Origin of the sequence: Streptomyces sp. NPDC001663, from assembly GCF_042893105.1 — a bacterium.
Classification (GTDB): domain Bacteria; phylum Actinomycetota; class Actinomycetes; order Streptomycetales; family Streptomycetaceae; genus Streptomyces.
In genome coordinates, this window is sequence record NZ_JBIAUR010000009.1 from 411,607 (window position 1) to 434,155 (window position 22,549).

The window sequence follows — 22,549 nt, forward strand, 5'->3', positions numbered from 1 at the left end:
GGGAGAAATCCGGTGAAAGCACTGAGCTACCACGGCCGCCACGACATCCGCTATGGGGACGCCCCCGACCCGGCCGTCACCAACCCCACCGATGCGGTCGTCCAGGTCACCACGGCCGGCATCTGCGGCAGCGACCTGCACATCTACCAAGGCAACCCGTTCAGTCCGGAACTGGGCTACACGCCGGGACACGAGTGCGTCGGTGTGGTGGTCGAGACCGGCGACCGGGTCACCCGTTTCAAGCCCGGCGACCGGGTCCTGGTGCCCGCATCGGTCGGCTGCGCCCTGTGCCGGTCGTGCGCGGCCGGGTTCACCGCCCGGTGCGAGCGCGCCAAGTCCAGCACGGAGCTCTGCTACGGAGTCAGCCCACAGCTTCAGGGCAGCCAGGCCCAGGCCCTCTCGGTGCCGTACGCCGATGTCAATCTGGTGCACGTGCCCGAGGACATCTCCGACGAAGCCGCCGTCGTCCTGACGGACAACGCCCCCACGGCCTGGTACGGCTGCCGCCGTGCCCGCATCCAGCCCGGTGAGACCGTCCTGGTCATCGGCCTCGGTCCGGTCGGCCTCATGGCCGCCCAGTCCGCCTTCGCGATGGGCGCCGCACGGGTACTGGGCGCGGACCTGGTCGCGGAGCGCCGCGCCTTCGCCGCCACCCTGGGGGTCGAGCCGGTCGAGGGCGAGGACGCGCGGACGGCCATCCGGGACATGACCGGCGGACGCGGGCCGGACGCCGTGGTCGAAGCCGTTGGCTCGGACGCCACCATCGAGCTCGCTCTCAAGGCCGTCCGGCAAGCCGGCCGAGTCAGCGTCATCGGGGTCAGCCAGAGCAAGGCGTTCCCCTTCCACATGGGGCTGGCGCAGGTCAAGGAACTGGAGTTCGCCATCGGGCTGTGCTCGGTGCACTACGAGCTCCCTCCCCTGATCGCCCTGACCCGTGCGGGCCGGATCAAGCCGGAGGCGGTCGTCTCGCACCGCTTCCCCCTCTCCGAAGGCCCGTCGGCGTACGAACTGTTCGCAGACCGTTCCGACGGCGTCCGCAAGATCCTTCTCGACCCCGCCCGCTGACCCTGTTCATAGGAGGAGCCGCCGCCTCACTACTCCGGGAAGGGCACGTGGGCAGAGGCGAGAATTCCGCCGGCGGCTCGCTTGTTGCGCGCGGCCGCAGTCCCGCTGCGGTCAGCGCACGCGGCGGGACGCGGCTTGGCCGGCTCAGCCGAGCAGCTGCGCACTGCTGACCGGTTCGCACCGCTGCTGCCCATTGATGCGGTGCCGCTCGATGGACGAGCGCCGGTACACCTCCTGCCGCACCCGCTGGATCTCGCCGATGGGCCGGTGCTCCTCTCGTGAGCGCCACGGAGTGATCGACGTGGCGTCGGCGGCCGCCAGGTTGTCGTCCCCGCCGATGTCCTGACGCGGGAGGTCCACACGCGCGACGGTCACCCAGGGGGCCAGCTCTTCGGACCACTTCACGGAGGTGTTGTCCACCGGCATGCGAGCCAGATCGGTGTTGAGCTGCACCTGGAGCTCGAAGGAGTGTTCCCGCTCCGCCACCTCGGCAACCAGGGTGCGGCGGAATGCCTCGTTGTCCGCGCGCACGTCCACGATCTGGTGCGTGAGGGCGGCCAGGGACTCGGCCGTCGGCACGGTGCGGATCTTGGCGATGTGATCGCCGTACCGGAAGGCGCCCATGCTGTTGTAGGTGTACGACAGCAGGTTCCTGCGCGGGACGCGGGTGAACGACAGCATGGCGAACAGTTCGTCCCACAACCAGCCGTCGGGATCGGTGAGCGTGCCCCGGCGGGTCAGGAACTCGGCCATCCAGGTCTTGCGGCGGGCCGGATTCACCAGGGCCTCGGGCAACTCCGCAAACAGGTCCTCGATGACCATGTAGTCGGAGGCGGTGTTCGCGAAGAAGACCTCGTTGTTGATCAGGTTGAGGTCGAAGGTACCGGTGTCCGGTTCGTCAGCCAGCAGTGAGGGGCCGGGGACCCCGAACAGCTTGATGCCCATCCCGCACGCCGCGCCCAGCTGGTGGTCGGGACGCTGGTGGCCCAGACCGTTGGAGTAGCGGACGACGGCGTCGTACACGGTGGGCCGGGCGAAGATGCCCTGGCCGTGGAAGCCCTGGTTGTCACCGACCGTGACGGTGGCCTTGAGCAGGCCGTAGGTCTTTCCATGGGCGGTGCGGACGGCGCGGCCGACGGCTTCGCGCTCGACCGAGGCACCGGTGCGCCGCGCCACCTGTGCGACCACTGCCTCCAACTCCTCTTGATAGGTCGGACGTTCGGCGGGGCGGTAGTCCTCGTATCGGACGGGATTCATGGTGCTGCCTCCCTGTGATGGTGCCGTTGACTCCAGACGCTAGTCAGCAATTAAATTGTGCACAACATAACTGGTTGTGATGAATCACACGCCGACGAGAGCAACCACGTCGAGGGCGCCGCATCGGCTGGCCGACTTTTCGGACAGGCGATCCGGGAAGAACGAGCCCTTCCACAGCTCGGGTATCCGCAGGTCGACATCAACCCCGAAACGTGACCCACGACAGACTTACAAGACATCCCAACCAGTCGGTATGGTGCGCGGCCTGACCACTCTTCCCCGTTCACCTCGAGGATCCGAGCCGCAGTGGAAGGCCAGGCGATGACATACGCCGACGAGAACCGATACCCACCATCAGCGCCTACGGGATGGGCGCAGCCGCACCCCCAGCCCCACGGGGTCCCCCCTCGACACGATGCGTACGGGCAGAACCCGTGGCCGGAGCCGTACGGGCACGACGCCCCGCGTTACGACTCGTACGTGCGCCAAGCCCCTTGGGACGCCTCCTACACGCACGAGACTCATCGGCACGACGTCGACCTTGCCGCCCTCCGCTCCGCCTACCGCCTGCTCCGCAGGATCTCCACGCTCACCGCGCTCGGCTCCTTCGTGGTGTATGTCGTGCTGTCCTGCTATGCGCCCGGCCTGATGGGATCCAAGATCACCGGAGAGCTGAGCCTGGGCATGGCCCTGGGCGTCCTCCAACTCGTCGTCACCTTCGCGGCCGTCTTCTGGTACGGACGCAGCGCACAACGCTCGGTGGATCCGTTGGCCCGCGCAGTCAGGGAGCGGGCGGTCCCCGCCGGCCGGGACGCGGGAATGGCGAGATGAACGACTTCAGTTCCGGGACACAGGCCATCGTCATGGTTCTCTTCACCACGCTGGTCACCGTCACGCTGATGATGTGCGTCATGGCAGGCCCGGACCGCGACGACCTGACGAACTTCTACACCGGCTACCTGTCGCTCACCCCGCTCAAGAACGGCCTGGCGATCGCGGGCGACTACATCTCCGCGGCCACCGTGCTGAGCACCACCGGCATCATCGCGCTCGCCGGATACGACGGCTACGTCCTCGCGGTCAGCACCGCCCTGTCCCTGGTTCTGCTGATGTTCCTGCTGGCCGAACCCCTGCGCAACGCCGGCAGGTTCACCATGGGCGACGTCCTGGCCCGCAACATGTCCGGACGGGCCGTGCGTGTGGCGGCCTGCGTGGTGACGCTTTCGGCGACCCTGCCCTTCCTGGTCGTCCAGCTCTCCGGAGCCGGGTCGCTGCTCACCTTCATCCTGAACATCCCGCACGTGGCGGGCGTCAGGACGGCGTGCATCGTCATCGTCGGCAGCCTGATGATCATTTATGCGGCGATCGGCGGTATGAGGGGCACCGCTCTCATCCAGATGATCAAGATCGTGCTCCTGCTCGGCACCAGCATCGTCGTCGCCGCTCTCGTACTCAACCGCTTCGACTGGAACCCCGGCGACGTGCTCAGAGCCGCCCAGCACGGCAGCGGCGCGGGCCCCGCCTACCTCCAGCAGGGCCTTCAGTTGGGCACCTCGGCCGTTGACCGGCTGGACTTCGTCAGTCTCCAGATCACCGTGGTCCTCGGCGTGGCCTGCCTGCCCCACATCACGATGCGTCTGTACTCCGCTCAGGACGTGCCGGCCGTGCGTCGCTCCATGTCATGGGCCGTCGGCACGGTCACCACCTTCTGCTTGCTCGTGATCATCATGGGTACGGGTGCGGCGGCCCTGGTGGGGTCGCAGTACATCACCACAGCCGACCCGCACGGCAGAACGTCGATGCTCATGCTGTCGCAGGTGCTCGGCGGGGGTCCCTCCTCCGCAGGCGCGACGATCCTCTACTCGGCCGTGGCGGGCATGGTGTTCATCACCCTGCTGTCGTCGGTCGCCGGGATGACCCTGGCCGCGGCCTCGTCACTCGCCCACGACCTGTTCGCCCATACGTTGCGGCGGGGACAGGCCGAGCCGCGTACCGAGATGACGGTGGCGGCGTGGACGAGCGTGGCCGTGGGAGTCGTGGCCATCGGGCTCGCCACCATGGTGCAGAACTGGGACGTCGGCGTGTTGACCACGCTGGCCATCTGCGTAGGAGCATCGGCGGTGGCACCCGCGCTCACCTACTCCTTGTTCTGGCGAGGGTTCACGCGCACCGGACTGCTCGCCACTCTCTACGGCGGCGCGGCCTGCGCCATCCTGCTCATGGTCTTCTCCAAGGCCGTTTCGGGCACGCCGTCCGCCCTCTTCCCGGACGCCGACTTCGCCCTCTTCCCCATGCAGTCCACCGGACTGGTCTCCATTCCGTTCGGCTACCTGGCGGGTTGGCTGGGCAGCCGTCTGGACCACCGGCGCCGTGCCGCAGACAGCCGCGAGCAACGGCGCCTGTACGACGAGAGCGAGGAACGGCTGCTCGCCGCAGCCGAATGACCACGGCGGCGGGGGGAGGCCGGCTCCGGGCGGCCTCCGCCGCGCCGGCCGCGGCCTGAGACGGTCAGACGGACGTTCCGGTCATCAGACGGACGTGCCGGTCAGTGGCTGTTCGGTCCACACGGTCTTGCCCTCGCGGGTGTAGCGGGTGCCCCAGCGCTCGGTCATCTGGGCCACCAGGAACAGGCCGCGCCCGCCCTCGTCGGTCGTACGGGCGCGGCGCAGGTGGGGTGAGGTGTGGCTGGTGTCGCTGACCTCGCACACCAGACGCCGTTCACGGATCAGCCGTAGGGTCGCGGGACCGTCGGCGTAGCGGTAGACGTTGGTGACCAGTTCGCTGGCGATCAGCTCAGTGGTGAACGCCAGGTGCTCCAGACCCCACTCGGTCAGCTTGGCCGAGGTCAATGCCCTGGCCCGGGCGGCACTGGTGGGCTCCGGCGGCAGACGCCAGGAAGCGACGTTTTCCGGTGGCAGCAGGCGGGTGCGGGCGATCAGCAGAACGACGTCGTCGCTGGGGCGCGAGGGCACGAGCGAGTCGACGACCGCCTGGCATGTGCGTTCCAGCGGGTCCGCTGGGCGGCTGAGCGCCGCACGCAGCTTCGTCAGGCCGATGTCGGCATCGATGTGGCGTTCGCCGATGATGCCGTTGGTGTACAGGCACAGCAGGCTTCCCGGGGCCAGTTCGATGTCCCGGGCCTCGAACGGCAGGCCGCCCAGGCCGAGCGGTGGGCCGGCGGGCAGGTCGAGCAAAGCCACCTGTCCATCCGGAGCGGTCACCACCGGCAGCGGGTGACCGGCGCGTGCCACGGAGCAGCGTCCGGAGACCGGGTCGTACACGGCGTACAGGCAGGTGGCGCCGACGACCTGCTCATCCACGGGCCGTTCGCCGGCTGCTTCCCGTTCGGCCGCCAGCAGGTTGACCAGGTCGTCCAGGCGGGAGAGGACTTCGTCCGGTTCCAGGTCGAGGCTGGCGAGCGTATGCACGGCAGTGCGCAGCCGGCCCATGGTGGCGGCAGCGTGGATGCCGCGTCCCACCACGTCGCCGACGACGAGGGCGACCCTGGCCCCGGACAGGGGAATGATGTCGAACCAGTCGCCGCCCAGGCCCGGGGCCGCGCTGGCCGGCAGGTACCGCAGGGCCACTTCGACCGCCGACTGGTCCGGAACGGCCCGGGGCAGAAGGCTGCTCTGCAAGGTGAACGCGGTCTGCTGCTGCTGGGTGAAGCGCCTGGCGTTGTCGATGGCGACGGCGGCGCGCGAGCCGAGTTCCTGAGCGAGGGTCAGATCGTCCGCCTCGAAGGCATCGGGACGGCGCGAGCGCCACAAGGTCATGACGCCGAGCACGAGGCCACGCGCGGCAAGAGGTACCACGATCAGGGAGTGGGCGCCCAGGTCCGGAGCGTTGGCCCCCTGGCGGCCTTCCGCCGAGAACCAGTCGGGCGGGAGAACCGGTTCCAGGACAGGCCGTCCCTCGGCCAGGCATCCGGCCTGCGGTGTGTCGGACCCGAACTCCACGGGCTCGCCGTGGGGGTGGGGCGGGCCGGGTTGCTGGGCACCGACGCCGCAGGTCCCCAGTCGCACCACGGGCCCTGCCAGAGCGCGCGTCGGTTCCTCACCGCGCGTCACCGGTTGGAGCAGGTCCACCGACGCGTGGTCGGCGAGGTGAGGCACCATCACCTCGGCGAGTTCCCGGGCGGTCTCCGCCACGTCGAGGGTGGTTCCGATACGGCTGCCGACCTGGTCGAGGAGCGCGAGCCGACGCTGGGCCCGATGGCGTTCGGTGATGTCCTCGATCATCTCGGCCACACCCAGGATGCGGCCGGAGGGGTCCTCCATCCGGAAGGACGACACCAACGCGACCCGCTCTCGTGCCGGATCCTGCTCCAGGCGAGCGAACTGCTCGGAGTAGACCAGGGGCCGTCCGGTCTCCATCACCTGGCGCACCCGGTCCACGGCCCTGCGCTCGTCGTCGGGAAGGAGCAGCCGGCCGGTTGGCAGCCCGCGAAAGTCATCTGCCGGTACGCCGCTGAACCGTTCGATGGCTCGGTTGACGCGGAGAATCCTCAGGTCGGGGCCGTGGACGACCAAGCCGATCGGGCACTGGCGGTACAACCCGTCGAGAACCGCGCGGTCCCTCTGCCACTCCAGGACGTCACTCGCGGGTGCCCCCGCAAGAAACCACTCACGGACCCGGCCATCGCGTGACAGCTCATGGGCCCTGAGCCCCAGCTCCACGAGCCGCCCGTCGCGGTGCCGCAATGCCAGCACACCGAACCAGCCGCCGGCTCGCCTGCAGCTCGCCGCGGCCTCGGTGACAGCCGGCAGATCACGAGGATCGACAAGGACCTCGAACGCCGGACGACCGATCACGGCGGTGTCCGGATAGCCGAGCAGTTCCTGAGCCCGCCGGTTCCATCCGACCACGACTCCCCGGTCGTCGAGCACCGCGAAGGCGCCGAGGTGCAGGGCGAACGGATCCTCGTGGCTTTCGCTGAGCTCCTTCATCCGCTTCTCCACCGCTGGACACGACCGTGTACTCGGTCACCGATGGTCTGCCGCGGGTCCTGACCACGGCCGGTGACCGGCATGACGGCGTCCGCGGCGGTTGTTCGGCGTTCCCGAATGCACGTTGGCCTGCTGACCATGTAAGCCTATTGAAATCCGGCGAAGGCCGCGGCCTTGCCCGCCGCATGCCGCCGTGTCGCCGTGTCGCCGTGTCGCCGTGTCGCGAAGGAGGGTGCGCCGCGTGAAATCCGCGCCACCGGGTCGCCCCGGGCCTGATCGACACCCCGAAGCCGTCACCTTCCTGCACGCTCCGGCCACCGGGTCCGACGAACAGGCCGATGACGGCACTGGAGGTCGCGAGGGGCAGTGGATCCACTGCGGCCTCCAGTGACGGGGCGGGGGCGGCCCCCAGGGGTCAGGGCATCGACCGGGACCGCCCCCGCCGGCTCACTTCGCCAGCGGGCCGAACTCCTTGCGGGTGTCCACCGGCTTACCGAACAGCTGCCACCGCTCACCCTTGAACCGCATCAGCTGCATCGTCTCGATCGGGAAGGCGTCATCGGTTCCGGTGGTCAGGGTGACACCGGGCAGCAACATGCCCACCTTGACGTCCTTGAGGTTGCGCACCGCGTCCCGCAAGCCCTCCCTGGTCGGGCACTTCATCCCGTCCAGGGCCTTGTGCAGGCTGGAGGCAGCGGCCCAGCCGTAGGCGTTGAACTGGTTGGCCGGGTCGGAGCCGGGCGCGTACTTGCGCAGCGCGTCCCGGTACGTCTTCATCTCCGCGTCGTCGGCCCACTGCGGATCGGCGGGGTCCTTGAAGTAGGTCGCCGAAACCACACCCTGCACGTTCTTGAACCCGACGGGCTTGAGCACGGTGGTGGACGAGGACACGTTGTTCACGATGTGCAGCGGGTTCCACTTGGTGTTCTTGGCATCGGCGGCGAGGGCCTGGCTGCCGAACTTCGGCGTGGTGATGCTGAGCAGCACATCCGCCTTGGACCGGGCGAGGCTTGTCATCTGTGCCGAGACGGAGGGGTCGGTGACCTCGTAGCTCTCCTCGGCGACCACCTTGATGCCGCTGCCGGCGACGGCTGCCTTGAACCCGCCGAGCAGATCCTTGCCGAAGTCGTCGTTCTGGTGGAGGACGGCGACCCTGGCCTTCGGCTTCTCCTCCTTGAGGTACTTGGCGTACACCCGTGCCTCGGCGACGTAGTTGGGCTGCCAGCCGGTGGTCCACGGGTGGTTGTCGTCCGTACCCCAGACGGAGGCGCCGGTGGCGACGAACGGCTGCGGCACCTTCTGCTTGTTCAGGTAGTCCCACACGGCGGCCGTGGACGGGGTGCCCAGGGTCTGGAAGACGGCGAAGACCTTCTCCTGCTCGACGAGTCTGCGGGCCTCCTCGACCGCCTTGGGCGGCTGGTAGCCGTCGTCCCGGACGGTGAACTCCACCGTGCGGCCGTCGATGCCGCCGTTGGCGTTGACGTGCTTGAAGTAGGCGCTCACGCCTTTGCTGATCGTGCCGTACGCGGAGGCCGGTCCCGACAGTGGGTAGATGCCGCCCAGTTTGATGGTCTTGTCCGTGATGCCGGTGGTCTGCTGGCCCTTGCACGCACCGTCGGCGGCGGCGTCCTTGTCGTCCTGCCCGCGCTGGCTGTTGCAGGCGGTGGCGAGGAGCAGGGCGGCGGACACGGCTGCGGCAGCCCGCAGAGTGGTCGTCTTGCGCATGTGATTCATTCCTTTTCCGTGCGGGGCGATGCGCCCACGGGTTCGGCATCGACAGGTGCGGGATCCGCCGGGGTGAGGGGTGCGGAGGGGTCGGGCGTCAGGTCGCCGGAGGCGGAGCGGTTGAGGCGGCCGGCGGCAGCGCCCCGGGCACGGACCGCCAGACCGGCCAGTCCCGTCGGCGCCACGAACATCACCGCGATGATCAGCAGGCCGAACACCACACCGGGCGCCGCCTCGCTGATGTCCTGGGCCACGCTCGGCACGTACACGACGAAGGCCGCCCCCAGCAGGGGTCCGTACAGCGAGGCGAGCCCTCCGACCACCAGGCCGGCCAGCAGCGTGATGGACAGGACGAAGCTGAACGAGTCGGGTGAGACGAAGCCGATCACCCAGGTGTAGACGCACCCGGAGACACCCGCGAACAGCGCGCTCCACGCGAAGGCGAGGGTCTTGTGCAGCGAGAGCCGTACGCCCATGACCTCGGCGGCACTCTCGTTGTCCCGCACGGCGAGCAGTGCCCGGCCGACCCGGGACCGCAGCAGGTTGCGGGCGAGCAGCAGAGCCACCGCGGTGACGGCGAGGACCACGAAGTACATCCACTGGTCCTCGGCCAGTCCGCTCCACACGGGCGGCTGCAGCTTGTCCACCGTCAGGCCCATGGAACCGCCCGTGACCGGTTCGAGCCGCTTGAGGAGCGGCGGCAGGAACACGGCGAACGAGAGGGTGACCAGGGCCAGGTACAGTCCGCGCAGCCGCAGGGCGGGCACACCGAAACCGAGGCCCAGCAGGAAACATCCGCCGGCCGCGACCGGCAACGTGGCCAGGTGCCCGGTGTCGTAGCGGTCGAGCATGACTGCCGCCGTGTAGGCCCCTGCCGCGAAGAACGCCCCGTGCCCGAGGGAGATCTGCCCGCCGAATCCGACCAGTAGGTTCAGGCCGGCCAGCGCCACGGCGTACACCAGCACCATGGTCAGCTGGAAGACCTGGAAGGGGGCGAAGTAGAACGGTGCGCCGACGGCGACGCCCGCGGCGAGCAGCGCGGCGAGCACGACCCGCAGGCGGCGGGCGCGGTCGGCGCCGAGTGTTGCGACGATCGTGCTCATGCGCGCTCCACCGCCGCCCGTCCGAACAGGCCCTGGGGCCGCATCAGCAGCACCGCCAGAATGATCACCAGGGGAACGCCCACCTTCAGATCGGCACCGATCACGTCCACGTACGCCCCGGCCAGCGTCTCGGCCACGCCCACGAACAGGCCGCCGACGACCGCACCGACCGGGCTGTCGAAGCCACCGAGGGTGGCCGCGGCGAACGCGTAGATCAGCACTCCGCCCATCATGTTGGGCTCGAGGAACAGCACCGGGGCGACGAGCACGCCCGACACCGCGCCGACTGTCGCGGCGAGCCCCCAGCCGAGCATCAGCACGCGGCCGACCCTGATGCCCGACAGCCGGGCGGAGGCGGGGTTGCAGGCGACCGCCCTCATCACCAGGCCGACGGAGGTGTGCTGGAACAACAGATAGAGCAGGCCCATCACGACGGCCACCACCGCGATGATCCCGAAGGTCGACCAGTCCACGCGGACCCCGCCCAGGTCGATCCCGCCGTCGGGGAAGGGCTGCGGGAAGTCCTTCACGGTGAACGACCAGATCAGACCGGCCACTGCGTTGACGAAGATGAACAGGCCGACCGTGACGATGACCATCGTCAGCTCGGGTGCGCTCTGCACAGGCCGGATGACGATCCGTTCGACCAGCATGCCGCCGACGAACGACGCCGCCAGGGTCACCGGCAGCGCCAGCCAGAACGACATCCCGGACGCCACGAGCTGCCACGCCACGTACGTGGAGATCATGGCGAGCTCACCCTGCGCGAAGTTGACGATTCCGGTGAACCGGTGGATCAGCACCAGGGCCAGCGCAAGGCTGGCATAGACCGCGCCGGAGCCGACGCCTTCCACCACTTGCTGGAGCAGTTCGGTCACGGCGCTCACCCGCCCTTTCCGGAGCGGACGGAGACACCGAGGTACACCTCGGCGACCTGCCCGTCCTCGCGGATCTCCCGGGACGGCCCGGACAGCACCAGGCGGCCGGCCTCCAGTACGTGCGCCCGGTGCGCCACATCCAGCGCGAGTTGGGCGTTCTGCTCGACGACGACCACGGTGGTGCGTTCCTCCTCGTTGACGGCACGGACGATCTCGAACAGCTCGCGAGTGACCAGCGGCGCGAGCCCCAGCGACGGCTCGTCCAGGAGCAGCAGCGAGGGCCGCAGCATCAAGGCCCTGCCGATGGCGAGCATCTGCTGTTCGCCGCCGCTGAGGCTGCCCGCGGCCTGGCGGGACCGCTGGCGCAGCTTGGGGAAGTAGCCGTAGATCCGTTCCAGGTCGGCCGCGACGGCCGCGCGCTCGGCGCGGCCCCGCCGCCACCGGCGGGCGCGCGAGTGGGCGCCGATGCGCAGGTTCTCCTCGACGGTCAGGTCGTTGAAGGTGCCCCGGCCCTCGGGTACGTGCGCCACGCCGAGGCGGGCGGTCTGTTCGGGCGAGCGGCCCAGCAGCTCCGTACCGTTCAACGTCACCGAGCCGCGTCCGCGGACCATGCCGCACAGGGCCCGCAGGGTCGTTGTCTTGCCCGCGCCGTTGGGTCCGAGGATCGCGCACACCTCACCGCGTGCGACGCAGAAGTCGAGCCCCTGGAGCACGCGGGCCTGGCCGTATCCGGCATGCAGGCCGGCGACCTTCAGGAAGTCCGGCTCCGCATTCGCCTGCTCGGCCTCGGTGCTGTCGGAGGTGGGTTCCGTCATGCCGCCACCCCCAGGTACGCCTCAACGACCGCCGGGTCGCGCTGGATCTCCTCCGGCGAGCCCTCGGCGATCCTGCGCCCGAAGTCGAGACACACGACCTTGTCGCACAGGCCCATCACGAACCCCATGTGGTGTTCGACCACCACGAGCGTGAGGTCGAACTCCTGGCGCACCGACCGGACCAGATCCGCGAATTGGTCGACCTCGCCGTGGCTGAGCCCGTTGACGGGTTCGTCGAGCAACAGCAGCCGGGGCCGTACCGCGAGCGCCCGGGCGAGTTCGACGCGTTTGAGCGTGCCGAACGGCAGCCCGGACGCGGGGTGGTCGGCGACATCCGCCAGGTCGAGCCGCCGAAGCAGGTCGTCCGCCTGGTCACGCAGTTCCCTCTCGTCCCGCCGGACGCGGGGCAGCCGGAGCGCCGCAGCGAGGTGTCCCGTGCGCCCCCGGCTGTGGGCACCGACCATGACGTTCTCCCGGACCGTGAGCCGTGGGAACAGACCCAGGTTCTGGAAGGTGCGGGCGATGCCGCGCCCGGCCACGGAGTGCGGCGGAAGGGCGAGCAGGTCCTCGTCCTCGAACCGCACCGTCCCCGCATCAGGGGTGCAGCGCCTGGTGAGGCAGTTGAACAAGGTGGTCTTGCCGGCTCCGTTCGGTCCGATGAGCCCCACGGCGGTGCCCGGCTCGACCGTGAACGCGACACCGTCCAGTGCCGTGATCCCGCCGAAGCGCACGCTGATACCGTCGACCGCGAGCATGAGTGACGCCCCTTCCGAGGTGCTGGGGGGTGGGCGAGCGTCACAGTAGGTGTGGGCCTTCCGAGCGCACATTGGGTGCGAGCACCCAACTTCGCGTCCTCCGACTTGTGCGCCACGCCCAACTCCCCCGGCATCTCGCCCGCCGAGCCTGTTGACGGAACACGAGGTGGCCAGCGACGATCGGCGCCATGCCTCGCGGACCCGCCCTGGGCGTCCCCACACGCTCCGACCCGATCAACCGGGAGCGGCACCGGATCCTGCACTCCGTCCAGGACCGGCTCGAGGACGTGGCGACGACCGCCGTCGCGGTGATGCGCACGGAGATCCCGTCGTATGCACTGCAGGACGAACGGTTCTTCGACGACGTACGGGACCAGGTCCTCACGCACTACCGGATGCAACTGGCGGCGCTGGCCGGCGACCGGGACATGGCCCCCGAAGACCTGGTCTTCAGCCGCGCGGCGGCCATGCGCAGAGCACGCGCGGGGTTCGCCCTCGAGGACTGGATCAGTGCCTTCCGGGTGGGCCGGCAGGTGTTGTGGGACGAACTGTTGGACTGCGCGGGCACGTCCGCCGAGGCACAGCAGGCCGCGCTGTCCCTCGTCACACCGTTGATGCGGTACGTCGACTACGCCAGCACCCATGCCGCGCAGGCCTATGTCGAGTACGAGCAGCACGTGGTCGCCGACGCGGACCGGGAGCGCCGGGATCTCCTGGACCAGCTCCTGGCCGGCGTGGCGCCGACGCGCGGTCCGCTGCTCGCCGCGGCGCAGGCGTACGGCATCGGACCGCGCTCGCCGATGATGGCGGTCGTGGCGGTGTGCGTCGGCGACACCCGCACCGGCGACCTCACCTCGGCCGAGCACGGCTACGCGACCAGCGCGTCCATCGGCATCGCCGGGCCCTGGGCCGGCCGAACCCTGGTCGTCGTACGCCACGGCGAGGTGGTGGCCGTGCCCGTGGTTCGCACCGGCATGGACGCGGAGGACATCTGTGCCCACTTCGAGGCGGTGCAGCAACGGCTCGCGCGAGAGGGAACCATGCTCTCCATGGGCATCAGCACGGTCGCCGGGGGCGCCGGCGAGCTGCCGCGCGCCTACGAGGGGGCACGGGCCGCCCTCGACCTCGTGCCGAGCGGGGGCGGGGTGGCGGCACTGCCGCGCCTTTCCCCCTTCGACTACCTGGCGCTGCGCGCCGACGACCTGGCCCGCCAACTGGTCGATCCCCGCGTGCGTGCGCTGCTGGAGGAGGACCGCAGACGTGGCGACACGCTGGCGGCCACCATACGGGCCTTCGCGGAGGCCGACCTCAACCTGCGCCTGGCCGCCGACCGGCTGCGGGTGCACCACAACACAGCGCACTACCGGTTGCGCCGGATCGAGGAACGCACCGGGCGCAATCCGCGCCGGATCGCCGACCTCCTGGAACTGCTGGTCGCCCTCGCCATACGCGACGGGGCCGGGGAAGGTGGGGATCACCAGTGAGCGGCACCATGGAGTCTGCCGGGGCCGGGGCGGCACGCCAACTGCCGGACGAGCAGGAGGGCATGGCTCTTCCGGAAGCACCCACCGGGCAGAACCGAACGGTCCGGAATGCGTTTCTGGACGCCGCGCTGGAAGTGTTCACCGAGCGCGGTTACACCGACGCCGGCCTCACCGAGATCGCGGCACGCTCAGGCATCCCGGTGGGCAGCCTCTTCCAGCACTACGGCGGAAAGCGGGGGCTCTACCTCGCGCTTTGGGAGGAGTTCCGGGAGGAACAGGAGCGCCGGACCGCGGCCACGGTGACCGCCGAGCGCAACCGTGGCGTGGACGACCCCATCGCCCTCTTCGTGGCGGGAGCCAGGGCCTACCTGGAGGGCGCCTGGGACAACCGGCACCTCGGCAGACTCCTCGCGGAGGATGACGGCCCCGCGGGCTTCGACGCGCTGCGCCGCCAGTGGGACCGTGCCTGGGTACGGCGCAACGCCCGGCTCCTGGAGGTGGACGAGAAGCAACGTGCCGGCCGGGTTCGGGTGAGAGTGCTCACCACCGTGATCGGCGGAGCGGCACGCGAGCTCGGCGACTGCGGGGACGAGACGGAAGCCCTGGAGATCGTGGACGAGGTGTGCGGCATCCTGATCCATCTGACGGCACCTCCCAGCTGAACGCCCGGCGCGTGGCGGGGCGTTGAGGACCCGGCCACAGCCCGACGACACCGCACTAGACACCGACGCCGGCTCCTCGCCTGAAGGAGAGCGCGTCACCGAGAAGCTGGCCGCCGTCGATCACCATCGTCTCGCCGGTGATCCAACTCGCGGCGTCCGAGACGAGAAAGGCGACCGCCGAGGCGATGTCGGCGGGCTCCCCGATGCGCCCGAGTGCCGTCGCGGCGGACACGGCCTGCTCGTGGTCCTTCCACAGAGCCTCGGCCAGCTTTGTGCGCACCACACCCGGTGCCACCGCGTTGACGCGGACCTTGGGCGAGAGTTCCAGGGCCAGTTGCTTCGTGAGGTGGATCAGTGCGGCCTTCGATGCGTTGTACAACCCGATGTTCGCCTCGAAGGCCATGCTCCCGACCGACGCGGTGTTGACGACGGCGCCGCCGTGCTCGCCCATCCAGGCTCGTGTGGCCAGAGACGTCCACAGGACAGGAGCCCACAGGTTCACGTCGAACGTCTTGGCGAACCGGCCGTGGTCCTGGTCGATCACGGGCCCGAAGGCCGGGTTGGTCCCCGCGTTGTTGACGAGGATGTCCAGACTTCCGAAGCGCTCAAGGGTCAGATCGACACAGCGCTGGGCCGCTTCTTCGACGATCGCGTGCGCACCGACGCCGACGGCCGTGCCCCCGACCTGGGCCGCCGCGGCGTCCGCCGCCTCCTGGGACCGGGATGTGAGGACGACGTTTCCGCCGGCGGCGGCGATGGCCTGGGCGATCGCCAGCCCGATACCGCGCGAGGCGCCCGTGACGACGGCGGTGCGTCCGGTGAGATCCACTCCTGCCATCTCAGCGCACCGCCGCCGTCGCCACGTCGCGGTACTGCCGCAGTTCCTGTTTGGCGATGGCCCTCTTGTGGACCTCGTCGGGACCGTCCGCCAGCCGCAGCGTCCGCAGCTGCGCGTACATCATCGCCAACGGGAAGTCGTCGGTGACTCCTGCTCCTCCGTGCACCTGGATCGCGCGGTCGACGATCTTCAACGCGATGTTCGGGGCGGCCACCTTGATGGCCGCGATCTCGGTGCGCGCTTCCTTGTTCCCGACCGTGTCCATCAGATACGCGGCCTTGAGCGTGAGCAGGCGGATCATCTCGATGTCGATACGCGCCTCCGCGATCCAGTCCTGGATGTTGGACCGTTCGGCGACCGGACTACCGAATGTCACGCGTGACTGCGCGCGTCGGCACATCAGCTCCAGCGCCCGTTCGGCCGCGCCGATGGCCCGCATGCAGTGGTGGATACGACCGGGCCCGAGCCGGGCCTGGCTGATCGCGAAGCCCTCTCCCTCACCCTTGAGCACGTCCTTGGCAGGCACCCGTACGTCGGTGAAGTCGATCTCGGCGTGACCCTCACGGTCCTGGTAGCCGAACACCGGCAGGCCGCGCATCACCGTGACACCGGGGGCGTCGATCGGGACGACCATCATCGATTGCTGCCGGTGTGGAGCAGCGGTGGGGTCCGTCTTCCCCATGACGATGAGCACCTTGCAGTTGCGGTGCAGGGCGTTGGAGGCGAACCACTTGCGGCCGTTCAGCACGTACTCGTCGCCGTCGCGCTCCATCCTCAACTCGATGTTGGTGGCGTCGGAGCTGGCGACACGCGGCTCGGTCATCGCGAAGGCCGAGGCCATCGTCCCGTCGAGCAGGGGCTTGAGGTACTTCTCCTTGTGCTCATCGCTGCCGAACAGCGTGAGCACCTCCATGTTGCCGGTGTCGGGAGCGTTGCAGTTGCACGCTTCGGACGCGATGTGACTGCGCCCCATGATCTCCGCCATCGGCGCGTACTCGAGGTTCGTCAGCCCGGGGCCCCACTCCGGGTGCGGGTGGAACAGGTTCCACAGTCCGCGCCGCCGCGCTTCCGCCTTGAGTTCCTCGATGATCGGCGGGTGGAAGTGCGGGTCACCCGACGCGCGCATCTGTTCGTGGTACACCGCCTCAGCGGGGTAGACGTGCGACTCCATGAACTCGAGCAGATCCGCCTGGTATTTCTTGGCGCGCTCCGACATCTCGAAAAGGGACATCTGAACTCCTGACAGGTAGTGAGGGACGTACAGGTGCTTTCGACGTCATGGCTGCGTCAGCAGAGAGCGCTGGTACCGGCGCATCCCGCGCAGCCACCGGTCGTAGTCCGAGCCCTTCTGCCGGTACATCTCAATGACGTCTTCGTGCGGCAGGACGAGGAAGCGCTCGTCCTCGATGGCGGCCAGGACGGCGTCGGCGACTTCGGCCGGCTCCAGGACGTCACCCGCGGACGTGACAGCCCGCGTCGCGGCTCTTCCCAGCGCGTCCCCGGAGTCCTCCCCGGAGGACAGCAGCTTGGTGTTCACCCCCATCGGGCACAGACAGCTGACTCGGACCCCGCGATCGCCGTAAGTGACACTCAGCCATTCGGAGAAGGCGACGGCCGCGTGCTTGGTGACGGCGTACGTGGCGGAGCCGATCTGAGTGAGCAGCCCGGCCGCCGAGGCCGTGCTGACGAAGTAGCCCTCACCGCGCTCGAGCCACCGCGGTACCAGCAGCCTTGCCGCACGGATGTGGGCTCGTAGGTTGACGTCGATCGAGAGGTCCCAGTCCTGCTCGCTCGCGTCGAGGCCGGGGGCCCCGGCGATGCCCGCGTTCGCGAAGTAGAGATCGACCGGGCCGAAGGCGCTCTCCGCCAGGGCGACCAACTGCTGGATCTGGCCGGTGTCCGACACGTCCGCGCCGGCGCTGACGGTGCTTCCCGGAAGACCGGCGTTGACTCGCTCCGACACCTCCCGCGCGCTGTCCGCGTCGAGATCCGCGACGACGACGCGGGCGCCCTCGCGAGCGAGCCGTGCGACGAGCGCGCCGCCGATGCCTCCGCCACCACCAGTGACGACGGCGACCCTTCCTGCAACGTTCACAGCGAACCTTCTCCCGGAGATGGTGTGACCGTGTTCTTGCCGACCTGTACATTTGAATATGAATCTGACGTCAACTTCATGTCAAGGGGTGCACGGCACCCCGCAAGTCAGCCCCGGGAAACAGCCATGCATCTGGCGTGATCGTCACGTCCGTGGAGGGGACCAGAAGGAGAGAAGCACCCGGCGATACCGGGTGTGATGAAGCAGGCGGTCAGGCTGCCGCTCAGCTGTGGCCGGGGAACCGCAGGGCGTTCGCCCAGAGCCGGGTGACCGTGGACACGAGCTCCTCGAAGTCCACAGCCGTACCTTCTTCTTGCCCTTCGCCGAGCACGAAGGCGTTGTAGGCCATGAAGCTGACCATGCCCGACAGCGCACGCGAGGCCATCATCGGATCGACCTCACGGTCTGCGACACCCCGCGCCTGAAGGTCGGCGATGCCGCGGGCATTGCGGCGGATGAACGCATCGCCACGCCGGCTTCGGAACTCACGGAACTCCGGCTCCACTTGTGCGACCTGCTCGAGCAGGGCCATCAGCTTCGCATTCCGTTTGTACGCCTCGAGATACGCGCGATTGCTCGCTTCGAGCACCGCATAGGGATCGTCGGCGTCCTGCACCCGGCCCATACCAGGGTGCAACATGTCCTCCTGCGCCTCCAGGAGGACGGCGGCAAGCACCTCTTCCTTGCCGGCGAAGTAGGTGTAGAAGGAGCCCGCCGCGCACTGCGCCTCTTTGGTGATGTCGGTCAGGCGGGTGTCGAGGTAGCCGTCCCGTTCGAACACCTTCCGTGCGGCTTTCACCAAAGCGGCCCGTGTCCGCGCTCCGCGCTTCGTCGCAGGTGGCTCGCGAAGGTGCGACAGAGGCGCCATGGGCGGTGCCTTGTCGCCGTCCAACTCCTCGGGCGCAGTGGTGTCCATCCCGCAAACTCTACTTGAATCCGACACCATGCTCACTCTTGGTCAGGGCTGGATGCTCACTGCGCCCGGTCGGTGGATCGTCAGGTGGTGATCCCGAAGCGTTCGGCGAGTTGGCGGCGGGTGTCGGCGGCGCTGGTGTGCAGTACGCCCGCGATTCCGATCCGTGCCGCTCCGTCGAGGTTCTGCTGCAGATCGTCGATCATGACTGCTTCCTCGGGGTCGATACCGAGGCGTTCACATGCGATCGCGTAGATCCGCCGGGAGGGCTTGCGGATGCCAACCTCGGAGGAGATGACGATCGCATCGGCGACATCGGCGAGTTCGACGCCGTCGTAGGTTCCGGTACCGAACGAATTGGATACGAGCGCAACGGAACGGCCGGCGGCCCGGAGATCACCGAGCAGCGCGAGCATTTCGTGGTCGATCGACATTCCCGCCTGCATCCGGGCCGTGAGCCCCTCGGCCGATACGTCAGCGCCGTGGGCGCGGAGCCGTTCGGCGAATCCGCGCTCGAAGGCTTCGGCGTCGATACGGCCGCACTCATGATCGGCCAGGAGGGTGCGTGATGCCTCGTCCCGGCCGAGGAGGTCCAGCGGCAGGCGTGGGTCGCCGCCGAGCGAGGCGCCGAAGTCGGTGAAAGCCCGCAACACACTTGAGGTGATGACACCGCCGAAGTCCACCAGGACCGTGGTTCGGGTCTTTTCCACCCCGTTCGACAAGGTGTCCATACTCAGACGACCTCGAACAGTCCGGCTGCGCCCATGCCGCCCCCGACGCACATCGAGATCACCACGTACCGGACACCCCGGCGCCTGCCCTCGATGAGGGCATGCCCTACCAGCCGGGCACCGGTCATTCCGTACGGATGGCCGACCGAGATGGCGCCGCCATTGACGTTGAACCGCTCCGGGTCGATGTGCAGTTCGTCCCGGCAGTACAGCGCCTGGGAAGCGAACGCCTCGTTGAGTTCCCACAGGCCGATGTCGTCAATGGTGAGGTCGTGCTGCTTCAGCAGTTTCGGAATGGCGAACACCGGGCCGATGCCCATCTCGTCCGGCCCGCAACCGGCAACGGTCATACCCCGGTAGACACCCAGCGGTTCCAGGCCGCGGCGCTCGGCCTCCTTCGACTCCATCAAGACCGACGCCGAAGCCCCGTCCGACAACTGCGAGGAGTTGCCCGCCGTGACGCTGGAATGCGCACTCGCCTGACCGTCCGGCAGCACCGGCGCCAACCCGGCCAGGCCCTCGAGCGTCGTCGACGCGCGGTTGCCCTCGTCCCGGGTCAGGGTCACGGTCTCGTCCCGAACCTCCCCGGACTGCTTGTCCAGGACCTTCCTGACGCTGTCGAGCGCGACGATCTCCTGGTCGAACCGGCCGGCCTCCTGCGCCGCAGCGGTGCGCTGCTGCGACACCAGCGCGAACTCGTCCTGACGTTCCCGGCTCACGCCGTAGCGTTCGGCGACGATCTCCGCCGTGTGCAGCATCGGCAGGTAGATGCTCGGCTTGTGCTCGACCAGCCAGGGATCAGCCATGCGGTGGGTGTTCATGTGGTCGTTCTGCACCAAGGAGATCGACTCGACACCGCCGCCGACAGCGACCTGCATTCCGTCCGCGACTATCTGCTTGGCGGCCGTCGTAATGGCCATCAGGCCCGAGGAGCACTGCCGGTCGATCGTCATTCCCGACACGGTGTCTGGAAGTCCGGCGCGGAGCACGGCCTGACGCGCGATGTTGAAACCCGCGGACCCCTGCTGCACGGCGCAGCCGAAGATCACGTCCTCGACCTCACCTCCTTCGAGCCCGGCGCGTCGCACCGCGTGCGAAAGGGCATGGGCGGCGAGTTCCTGCGCCTGGGTGTCGTTGAACGCGCCGCGGTAAGCCTTTCCGATCGGCGTCCGTGCCGTCGAAACGATGACTGCTTCCCTCATGTCGCCTCACTGTTTCCTGTTGGTCCGGTTCGTCCGGGGGCCGCATCGGGCGGGACTCCGGACGCCGCGAGCCGAGCTCGAATGCCGGTAGGGGGGTGCCGAACGCCAACTGCGGCGCGGAGAGGGCTCATTGACGGCGCCCTCGGGTGACCGATGACGTGTCACGGCCGCAGGGCGACGGGAGTCTGCCTTCCGACCGGTTATAGTTGAATTCGGCGTCAGGTTCAACCAGCCGCAGGGTCTTGACAGCCCGCCCCCACCCCTGAATCGTACCGACCAGTTGGTACGAGGGAGTGGATCGTGACCGAGCTGAGCATCTCCACGGGTGGGGGCGTGTTCGACGCGATCGTGGCAGGTCCGCCCGAGGGCCGCCCGGTGCTGCTGCTGCACGGCTTCCCGCAGACGGGACTGGTGTGGCAACGGCAGATGGAGACGCTGGCCGCGCACGGCTACCGGGTGGTGGCACCCGACCAGCGTGGGTACTCCCCCGGCGCACGCCCCCGGCGGCCCGAGGACTATCGCATCGGCATCCTCGTCGACGACGTGGTCGCGATCAGTGAGGAACTCGGCTGGGCCGCATTCGACCTGGTCGGCCACGACTGGGGAGGCGCGGTGGCCTGGTGGACCGCTCATGCCCATCCCGGCCGCGTACGCACCCTGACGGTTGTTTCGACCCCGCACCCGGGCGCTCTGGCCACCGCCCTGCGCACCGACCAGGATCAGCGCAATCGCTCCCAATACATGATCGACTGGCGCGAGACCCCCGCGACCGAGGAGCGCATGCTCGCCCACGATGCCCAAGAGCTTCGCGATGTCTACGCCGGAAAGGTCCCGCAGGCCAGTGCGGACGCCTACGTGCGCCACCTGTCCCAGCCGGGCGCTCTCACCGCGGCGCTGAACTGGTACCGGGCGGGCCGCCCCGACGGCGCGATCGGTGTCATCGACGTGCCCACGCTGTACGTCTGGAGCACGCGGGACAGCGCGTTCGGCCCGGCAGCCGCACAGGAAACCGCGCGGTGGGTCAACGGACCGTACCGGTTCGAGACCCTCCAGGGCGTCAGCCACTGGGTGCCCGAGGAGGCGCCGGAAACGCTGAGCCGCCTACTGCTCGAACATCTGCGAGTGCACGGCGAGTACTGAACCGGCAGCGAGTACCCCGTTCGTCGACTCTCCGAAGAGGTGTCCTCCATGAAGACAGCGCGCGCGGTGCCTGGCGCGGCCTCGAGCCGGTACACGGCATGATCTACTTCGTCCCCGAGGCAAGGCGGCGGTACGCGGACCTCGGCCTGAGCCGACGCGCCGGGTACTTCACCTCGCGAAGCGCCGCGTTCGGCCGAGCATCCGCCGAGCTGGTCATCTCGACCTTCTACAACTTCAACCCCGATGTCGTACGGCAGGCGGTCGACGGGGTCTGGGACGCAACGACGCCGCAGCAGGTGTTGGACGCGCGGTACGCCGCGGCGGGCGAAGCCCTGCGACGGGCGGGAATCCACGAGTTGCCCGACTTGGACGAGGTGCTGGCGCTGACTCGCCGGGCCGCCGAGGCGGCCTGCGAACACGCGCAGGGCCGCCCCCTGTTCGCCGCGCATGTCGCACTGCCTTGGCCGGAGGAGCCGGTATTGCAACTGTGGCATGCCCAGACGCTGCTCCGGGAGTTCCGCGGAGACGGCCATGTCGCGTGCCTGCTGAGCGAGGGCGTCGGAGGCTTGGAGGCCCTGATTCTGCACGCTGCGACCGGCGAGGTTCCCGTCGACTTCCTCAAGGCCAGCCGCGCATGGCCCGAGGAGGACTGGGACGGCACCCAAGAGCGCCTACGCAAGCGAGGTCTCCTCGACGGCGACTCCCTCAGCCCGGAAGGCATGGTCCTGCGCCGGCACATCGAGGACCGCACGGACCGCCTGGCCCTTCCCGCCTACGCCGCCCTGGGTGACGCCGGCTGTGAGCGTCTCGCCGAACTCGCGAGCGCCTTCGGCCGCGCCGTCGTCAAAGCCGACCTTCTGAGTCTCGGCTGACGGGGCGTCCCTTGGATCACGTCGCGCAGGGCAGTCATAGCGGGACATCGCCTGATCCGGGGATC

General features: G+C 69.0%; 20 protein-coding genes. 7 read left to right on the forward strand and 13 right to left on the reverse strand.

Annotated elements, in window-relative coordinates:
• The first annotated feature begins 12 nt into the window (after nt 1–12).
• The gene (locus ACFY1L_RS29660) at nt 13–1,065 is read left to right on the forward strand and encodes an alcohol dehydrogenase catalytic domain-containing protein (RefSeq protein ID WP_388830870.1); all 1,053 of its coding nucleotides are present in this window, start codon (nt 13–15) and stop codon (nt 1,063–1,065) included.
• A gap of 144 nt (nt 1,066–1,209) precedes the next feature.
• Here the strand turns inward: ACFY1L_RS29660 and ACFY1L_RS29665 are convergent, their stop codons facing one another.
• Complete coding sequence (locus ACFY1L_RS29665; protein ID WP_388830872.1) at nt 1,210–2,322, reverse strand: catalase family protein; 1,113 nt, start codon at nt 2,320–2,322, stop codon at nt 1,210–1,212.
• Nucleotides 2,323–2,802: 480 nt separating this feature from the next.
• On the opposite strand from ACFY1L_RS29665, the gene ACFY1L_RS29670 reads away from it, so the two are divergent.
• Together ACFY1L_RS29670 and ACFY1L_RS29675 are read left to right on the forward strand one after the other, a co-directional pair.
• The gene (locus ACFY1L_RS29670; RefSeq protein WP_388830874.1) at nt 2,803–3,153 is read left to right on the forward strand and encodes a DUF485 domain-containing protein; all 351 of its coding nucleotides are present in this window, start codon (nt 2,803–2,805) and stop codon (nt 3,151–3,153) included.
• Complete coding sequence (locus ACFY1L_RS29675) at nt 3,150–4,766, forward strand: cation acetate symporter (RefSeq protein ID WP_388830876.1); 1,617 nt, start codon at nt 3,150–3,152, stop codon at nt 4,764–4,766. The genes ACFY1L_RS29670 and ACFY1L_RS29675 overlap by 4 nt, the downstream gene beginning before the upstream one ends.
• A gap of 84 nt (nt 4,767–4,850) precedes the next feature.
• On the opposite strand, the gene ACFY1L_RS29680 is transcribed toward ACFY1L_RS29675, so the two are convergent.
• The 6 genes from ACFY1L_RS29680 to ACFY1L_RS29705 all read right to left on the reverse strand — a co-directional run bounded on the left by ACFY1L_RS29680 (nt 4,851) and on the right by ACFY1L_RS29705 (nt 12,547).
• The gene (locus tag ACFY1L_RS29680) at nt 4,851–7,271 is read right to left on the reverse strand and encodes a SpoIIE family protein phosphatase (RefSeq protein WP_388830878.1); all 2,421 of its coding nucleotides are present in this window, start codon (nt 7,269–7,271) and stop codon (nt 4,851–4,853) included.
• A 447-nt stretch (nt 7,272–7,718) separates the two neighbouring features.
• Nucleotides 7,719–8,996 (reverse strand): ABC transporter substrate-binding protein, encoded by a 1,278-nt coding sequence (locus ACFY1L_RS29685; RefSeq protein WP_388830880.1) that lies wholly within the window; start codon nt 8,994–8,996, stop codon nt 7,719–7,721.
• 5 nt (nt 8,997–9,001) lie between these two features.
• A complete protein-coding gene (locus tag ACFY1L_RS29690) occupies nt 9,002–10,099 on the reverse strand; it encodes a branched-chain amino acid ABC transporter permease (protein WP_388830882.1) in 1,098 nt (365 codons plus the stop codon).
• Nucleotides 10,096–10,977 carry a branched-chain amino acid ABC transporter permease gene (locus ACFY1L_RS29695; protein ID WP_388830884.1) on the reverse strand — a complete coding sequence of 294 codons (882 nt, stop codon included), beginning with the start codon at nt 10,975–10,977 and terminating at the stop codon, nt 10,096–10,098. The genes ACFY1L_RS29690 and ACFY1L_RS29695 overlap by 4 nt, the downstream gene beginning before the upstream one ends.
• Nucleotides 10,978–10,982: 5 nt before the next feature.
• Nucleotides 10,983–11,792 (reverse strand): ABC transporter ATP-binding protein, encoded by an 810-nt coding sequence (locus ACFY1L_RS29700; RefSeq protein WP_388830886.1) that lies wholly within the window; start codon nt 11,790–11,792, stop codon nt 10,983–10,985.
• Entirely contained in the window at nt 11,789–12,547 is a 759-nt protein-coding gene (locus ACFY1L_RS29705) for an ABC transporter ATP-binding protein (protein WP_388830888.1), read from the reverse strand. Before ACFY1L_RS29705 ends, ACFY1L_RS29700 begins: the two co-directional genes overlap by 4 nt.
• Nucleotides 12,548–12,735: 188 nt before the next feature.
• Between ACFY1L_RS29705 and ACFY1L_RS29710 the strand changes: the two genes are divergently transcribed.
• Together ACFY1L_RS29710 and ACFY1L_RS29715 are read left to right on the forward strand one after the other, a co-directional pair.
• The gene (locus ACFY1L_RS29710; RefSeq protein WP_388830890.1) at nt 12,736–14,031 is read left to right on the forward strand and encodes a PucR family transcriptional regulator; all 1,296 of its coding nucleotides are present in this window, start codon (nt 12,736–12,738) and stop codon (nt 14,029–14,031) included.
• Complete coding sequence (locus ACFY1L_RS29715; RefSeq protein WP_388830892.1) at nt 14,028–14,693, forward strand: TetR/AcrR family transcriptional regulator; 666 nt, start codon at nt 14,028–14,030, stop codon at nt 14,691–14,693. Before ACFY1L_RS29710 ends, ACFY1L_RS29715 begins: the two co-directional genes overlap by 4 nt.
• A 55-nt stretch (nt 14,694–14,748) precedes the next feature.
• On the opposite strand, the gene ACFY1L_RS29720 is transcribed toward ACFY1L_RS29715, so the two are convergent.
• The 6 genes from ACFY1L_RS29720 to ACFY1L_RS29745 form a co-directional block, all read right to left on the reverse strand.
• Nucleotides 14,749–15,531, reverse strand: coding sequence for an SDR family oxidoreductase (locus ACFY1L_RS29720; RefSeq protein ID WP_388830894.1), 783 nt, complete (start codon nt 15,529–15,531; stop codon nt 14,749–14,751).
• Nucleotide 15,532: 1 nt separating this feature from the next.
• The gene (locus ACFY1L_RS29725; protein ID WP_388830896.1) at nt 15,533–16,762 is read right to left on the reverse strand and encodes an acyl-CoA dehydrogenase family protein; all 1,230 of its coding nucleotides are present in this window, start codon (nt 16,760–16,762) and stop codon (nt 15,533–15,535) included.
• Between the two features lie 45 nt (nt 16,763–16,807).
• Complete coding sequence (locus ACFY1L_RS29730; protein WP_388830898.1) at nt 16,808–17,626, reverse strand: SDR family oxidoreductase; 819 nt, start codon at nt 17,624–17,626, stop codon at nt 16,808–16,810.
• A gap of 223 nt (nt 17,627–17,849) precedes the next feature.
• Nucleotides 17,850–18,542, reverse strand: coding sequence for a TetR/AcrR family transcriptional regulator (locus tag ACFY1L_RS29735; protein ID WP_388830900.1), 693 nt, complete (start codon nt 18,540–18,542; stop codon nt 17,850–17,852).
• A gap of 80 nt (nt 18,543–18,622) precedes the next feature.
• A complete protein-coding gene (locus tag ACFY1L_RS29740) occupies nt 18,623–19,249 on the reverse strand; it encodes an HAD family hydrolase (protein WP_388830902.1) in 627 nt (208 codons plus the stop codon).
• A 23-nt stretch (nt 19,250–19,272) separates the two neighbouring features.
• Entirely contained in the window at nt 19,273–20,472 is a 1,200-nt protein-coding gene (locus tag ACFY1L_RS29745) for an acetyl-CoA C-acyltransferase (RefSeq protein ID WP_388830904.1), read from the reverse strand.
• A 300-nt stretch (nt 20,473–20,772) separates the two neighbouring features.
• Between ACFY1L_RS29745 and ACFY1L_RS29750 the strand changes: the two genes are divergently transcribed.
• Nucleotides 20,773–21,612 carry an alpha/beta fold hydrolase gene (locus tag ACFY1L_RS29750; RefSeq protein ID WP_388830906.1) on the forward strand — a complete coding sequence of 280 codons (840 nt, stop codon included), beginning with the start codon at nt 20,773–20,775 and terminating at the stop codon, nt 21,610–21,612.
• Complete coding sequence (locus ACFY1L_RS29755) at nt 21,609–22,484, forward strand: hypothetical protein (protein ID WP_388831101.1); 876 nt, start codon at nt 21,609–21,611, stop codon at nt 22,482–22,484. The genes ACFY1L_RS29750 and ACFY1L_RS29755 overlap by 4 nt, the downstream gene beginning before the upstream one ends.
• Nucleotides 22,485–22,549 lie beyond the last annotated feature (65 nt).

What these genes read in the sequence shown, in the direction of transcription:
- ACFY1L_RS29725 (WP_388830896.1), bottom strand. Translation starts at nt 16,762, where the DNA reads ATGTCCCTTTTCGAGATGTCGGAGCGCGCCAAGAAATACCAGGCGGAT.
- ACFY1L_RS29705 (WP_388830888.1), bottom strand. Translation starts at nt 12,547, where the DNA reads ATGCTCGCGGTCGACGGTATCAGCGTGCGCTTCGGCGGGATCACGGCA.
- ACFY1L_RS29690 (WP_388830882.1), bottom strand. Translation starts at nt 10,099, where the DNA reads ATGAGCACGATCGTCGCAACACTCGGCGCCGACCGCGCCCGCCGCCTG.
- ACFY1L_RS29665 (WP_388830872.1), bottom strand. Translation starts at nt 2,322, where the DNA reads ATGAATCCCGTCCGATACGAGGACTACCGCCCCGCCGAACGTCCGACC.
- ACFY1L_RS29710 (WP_388830890.1), top strand. Translation starts at nt 12,736, where the DNA reads ATGCCTCGCGGACCCGCCCTGGGCGTCCCCACACGCTCCGACCCGATC.
- ACFY1L_RS29735 (WP_388830900.1), bottom strand. Translation starts at nt 18,542, where the DNA reads ATGGACACCACTGCGCCCGAGGAGTTGGACGGCGACAAGGCACCGCCC.
- ACFY1L_RS29675 (WP_388830876.1), top strand. Translation starts at nt 3,150, where the DNA reads ATGAACGACTTCAGTTCCGGGACACAGGCCATCGTCATGGTTCTCTTC.
- ACFY1L_RS29680 (WP_388830878.1), bottom strand. Translation starts at nt 7,271, where the DNA reads ATGAAGGAGCTCAGCGAAAGCCACGAGGATCCGTTCGCCCTGCACCTC.
- ACFY1L_RS29700 (WP_388830886.1), bottom strand. Translation starts at nt 11,792, where the DNA reads ATGACGGAACCCACCTCCGACAGCACCGAGGCCGAGCAGGCGAATGCG.
- ACFY1L_RS29685 (WP_388830880.1), bottom strand. Translation starts at nt 8,996, where the DNA reads ATGCGCAAGACGACCACTCTGCGGGCTGCCGCAGCCGTGTCCGCCGCC.
- ACFY1L_RS29720 (WP_388830894.1), bottom strand. Translation starts at nt 15,531, where the DNA reads ATGGCAGGAGTGGATCTCACCGGACGCACCGCCGTCGTCACGGGCGCC.
- ACFY1L_RS29745 (WP_388830904.1), bottom strand. Translation starts at nt 20,472, where the DNA reads ATGAGGGAAGCAGTCATCGTTTCGACGGCACGGACGCCGATCGGAAAG.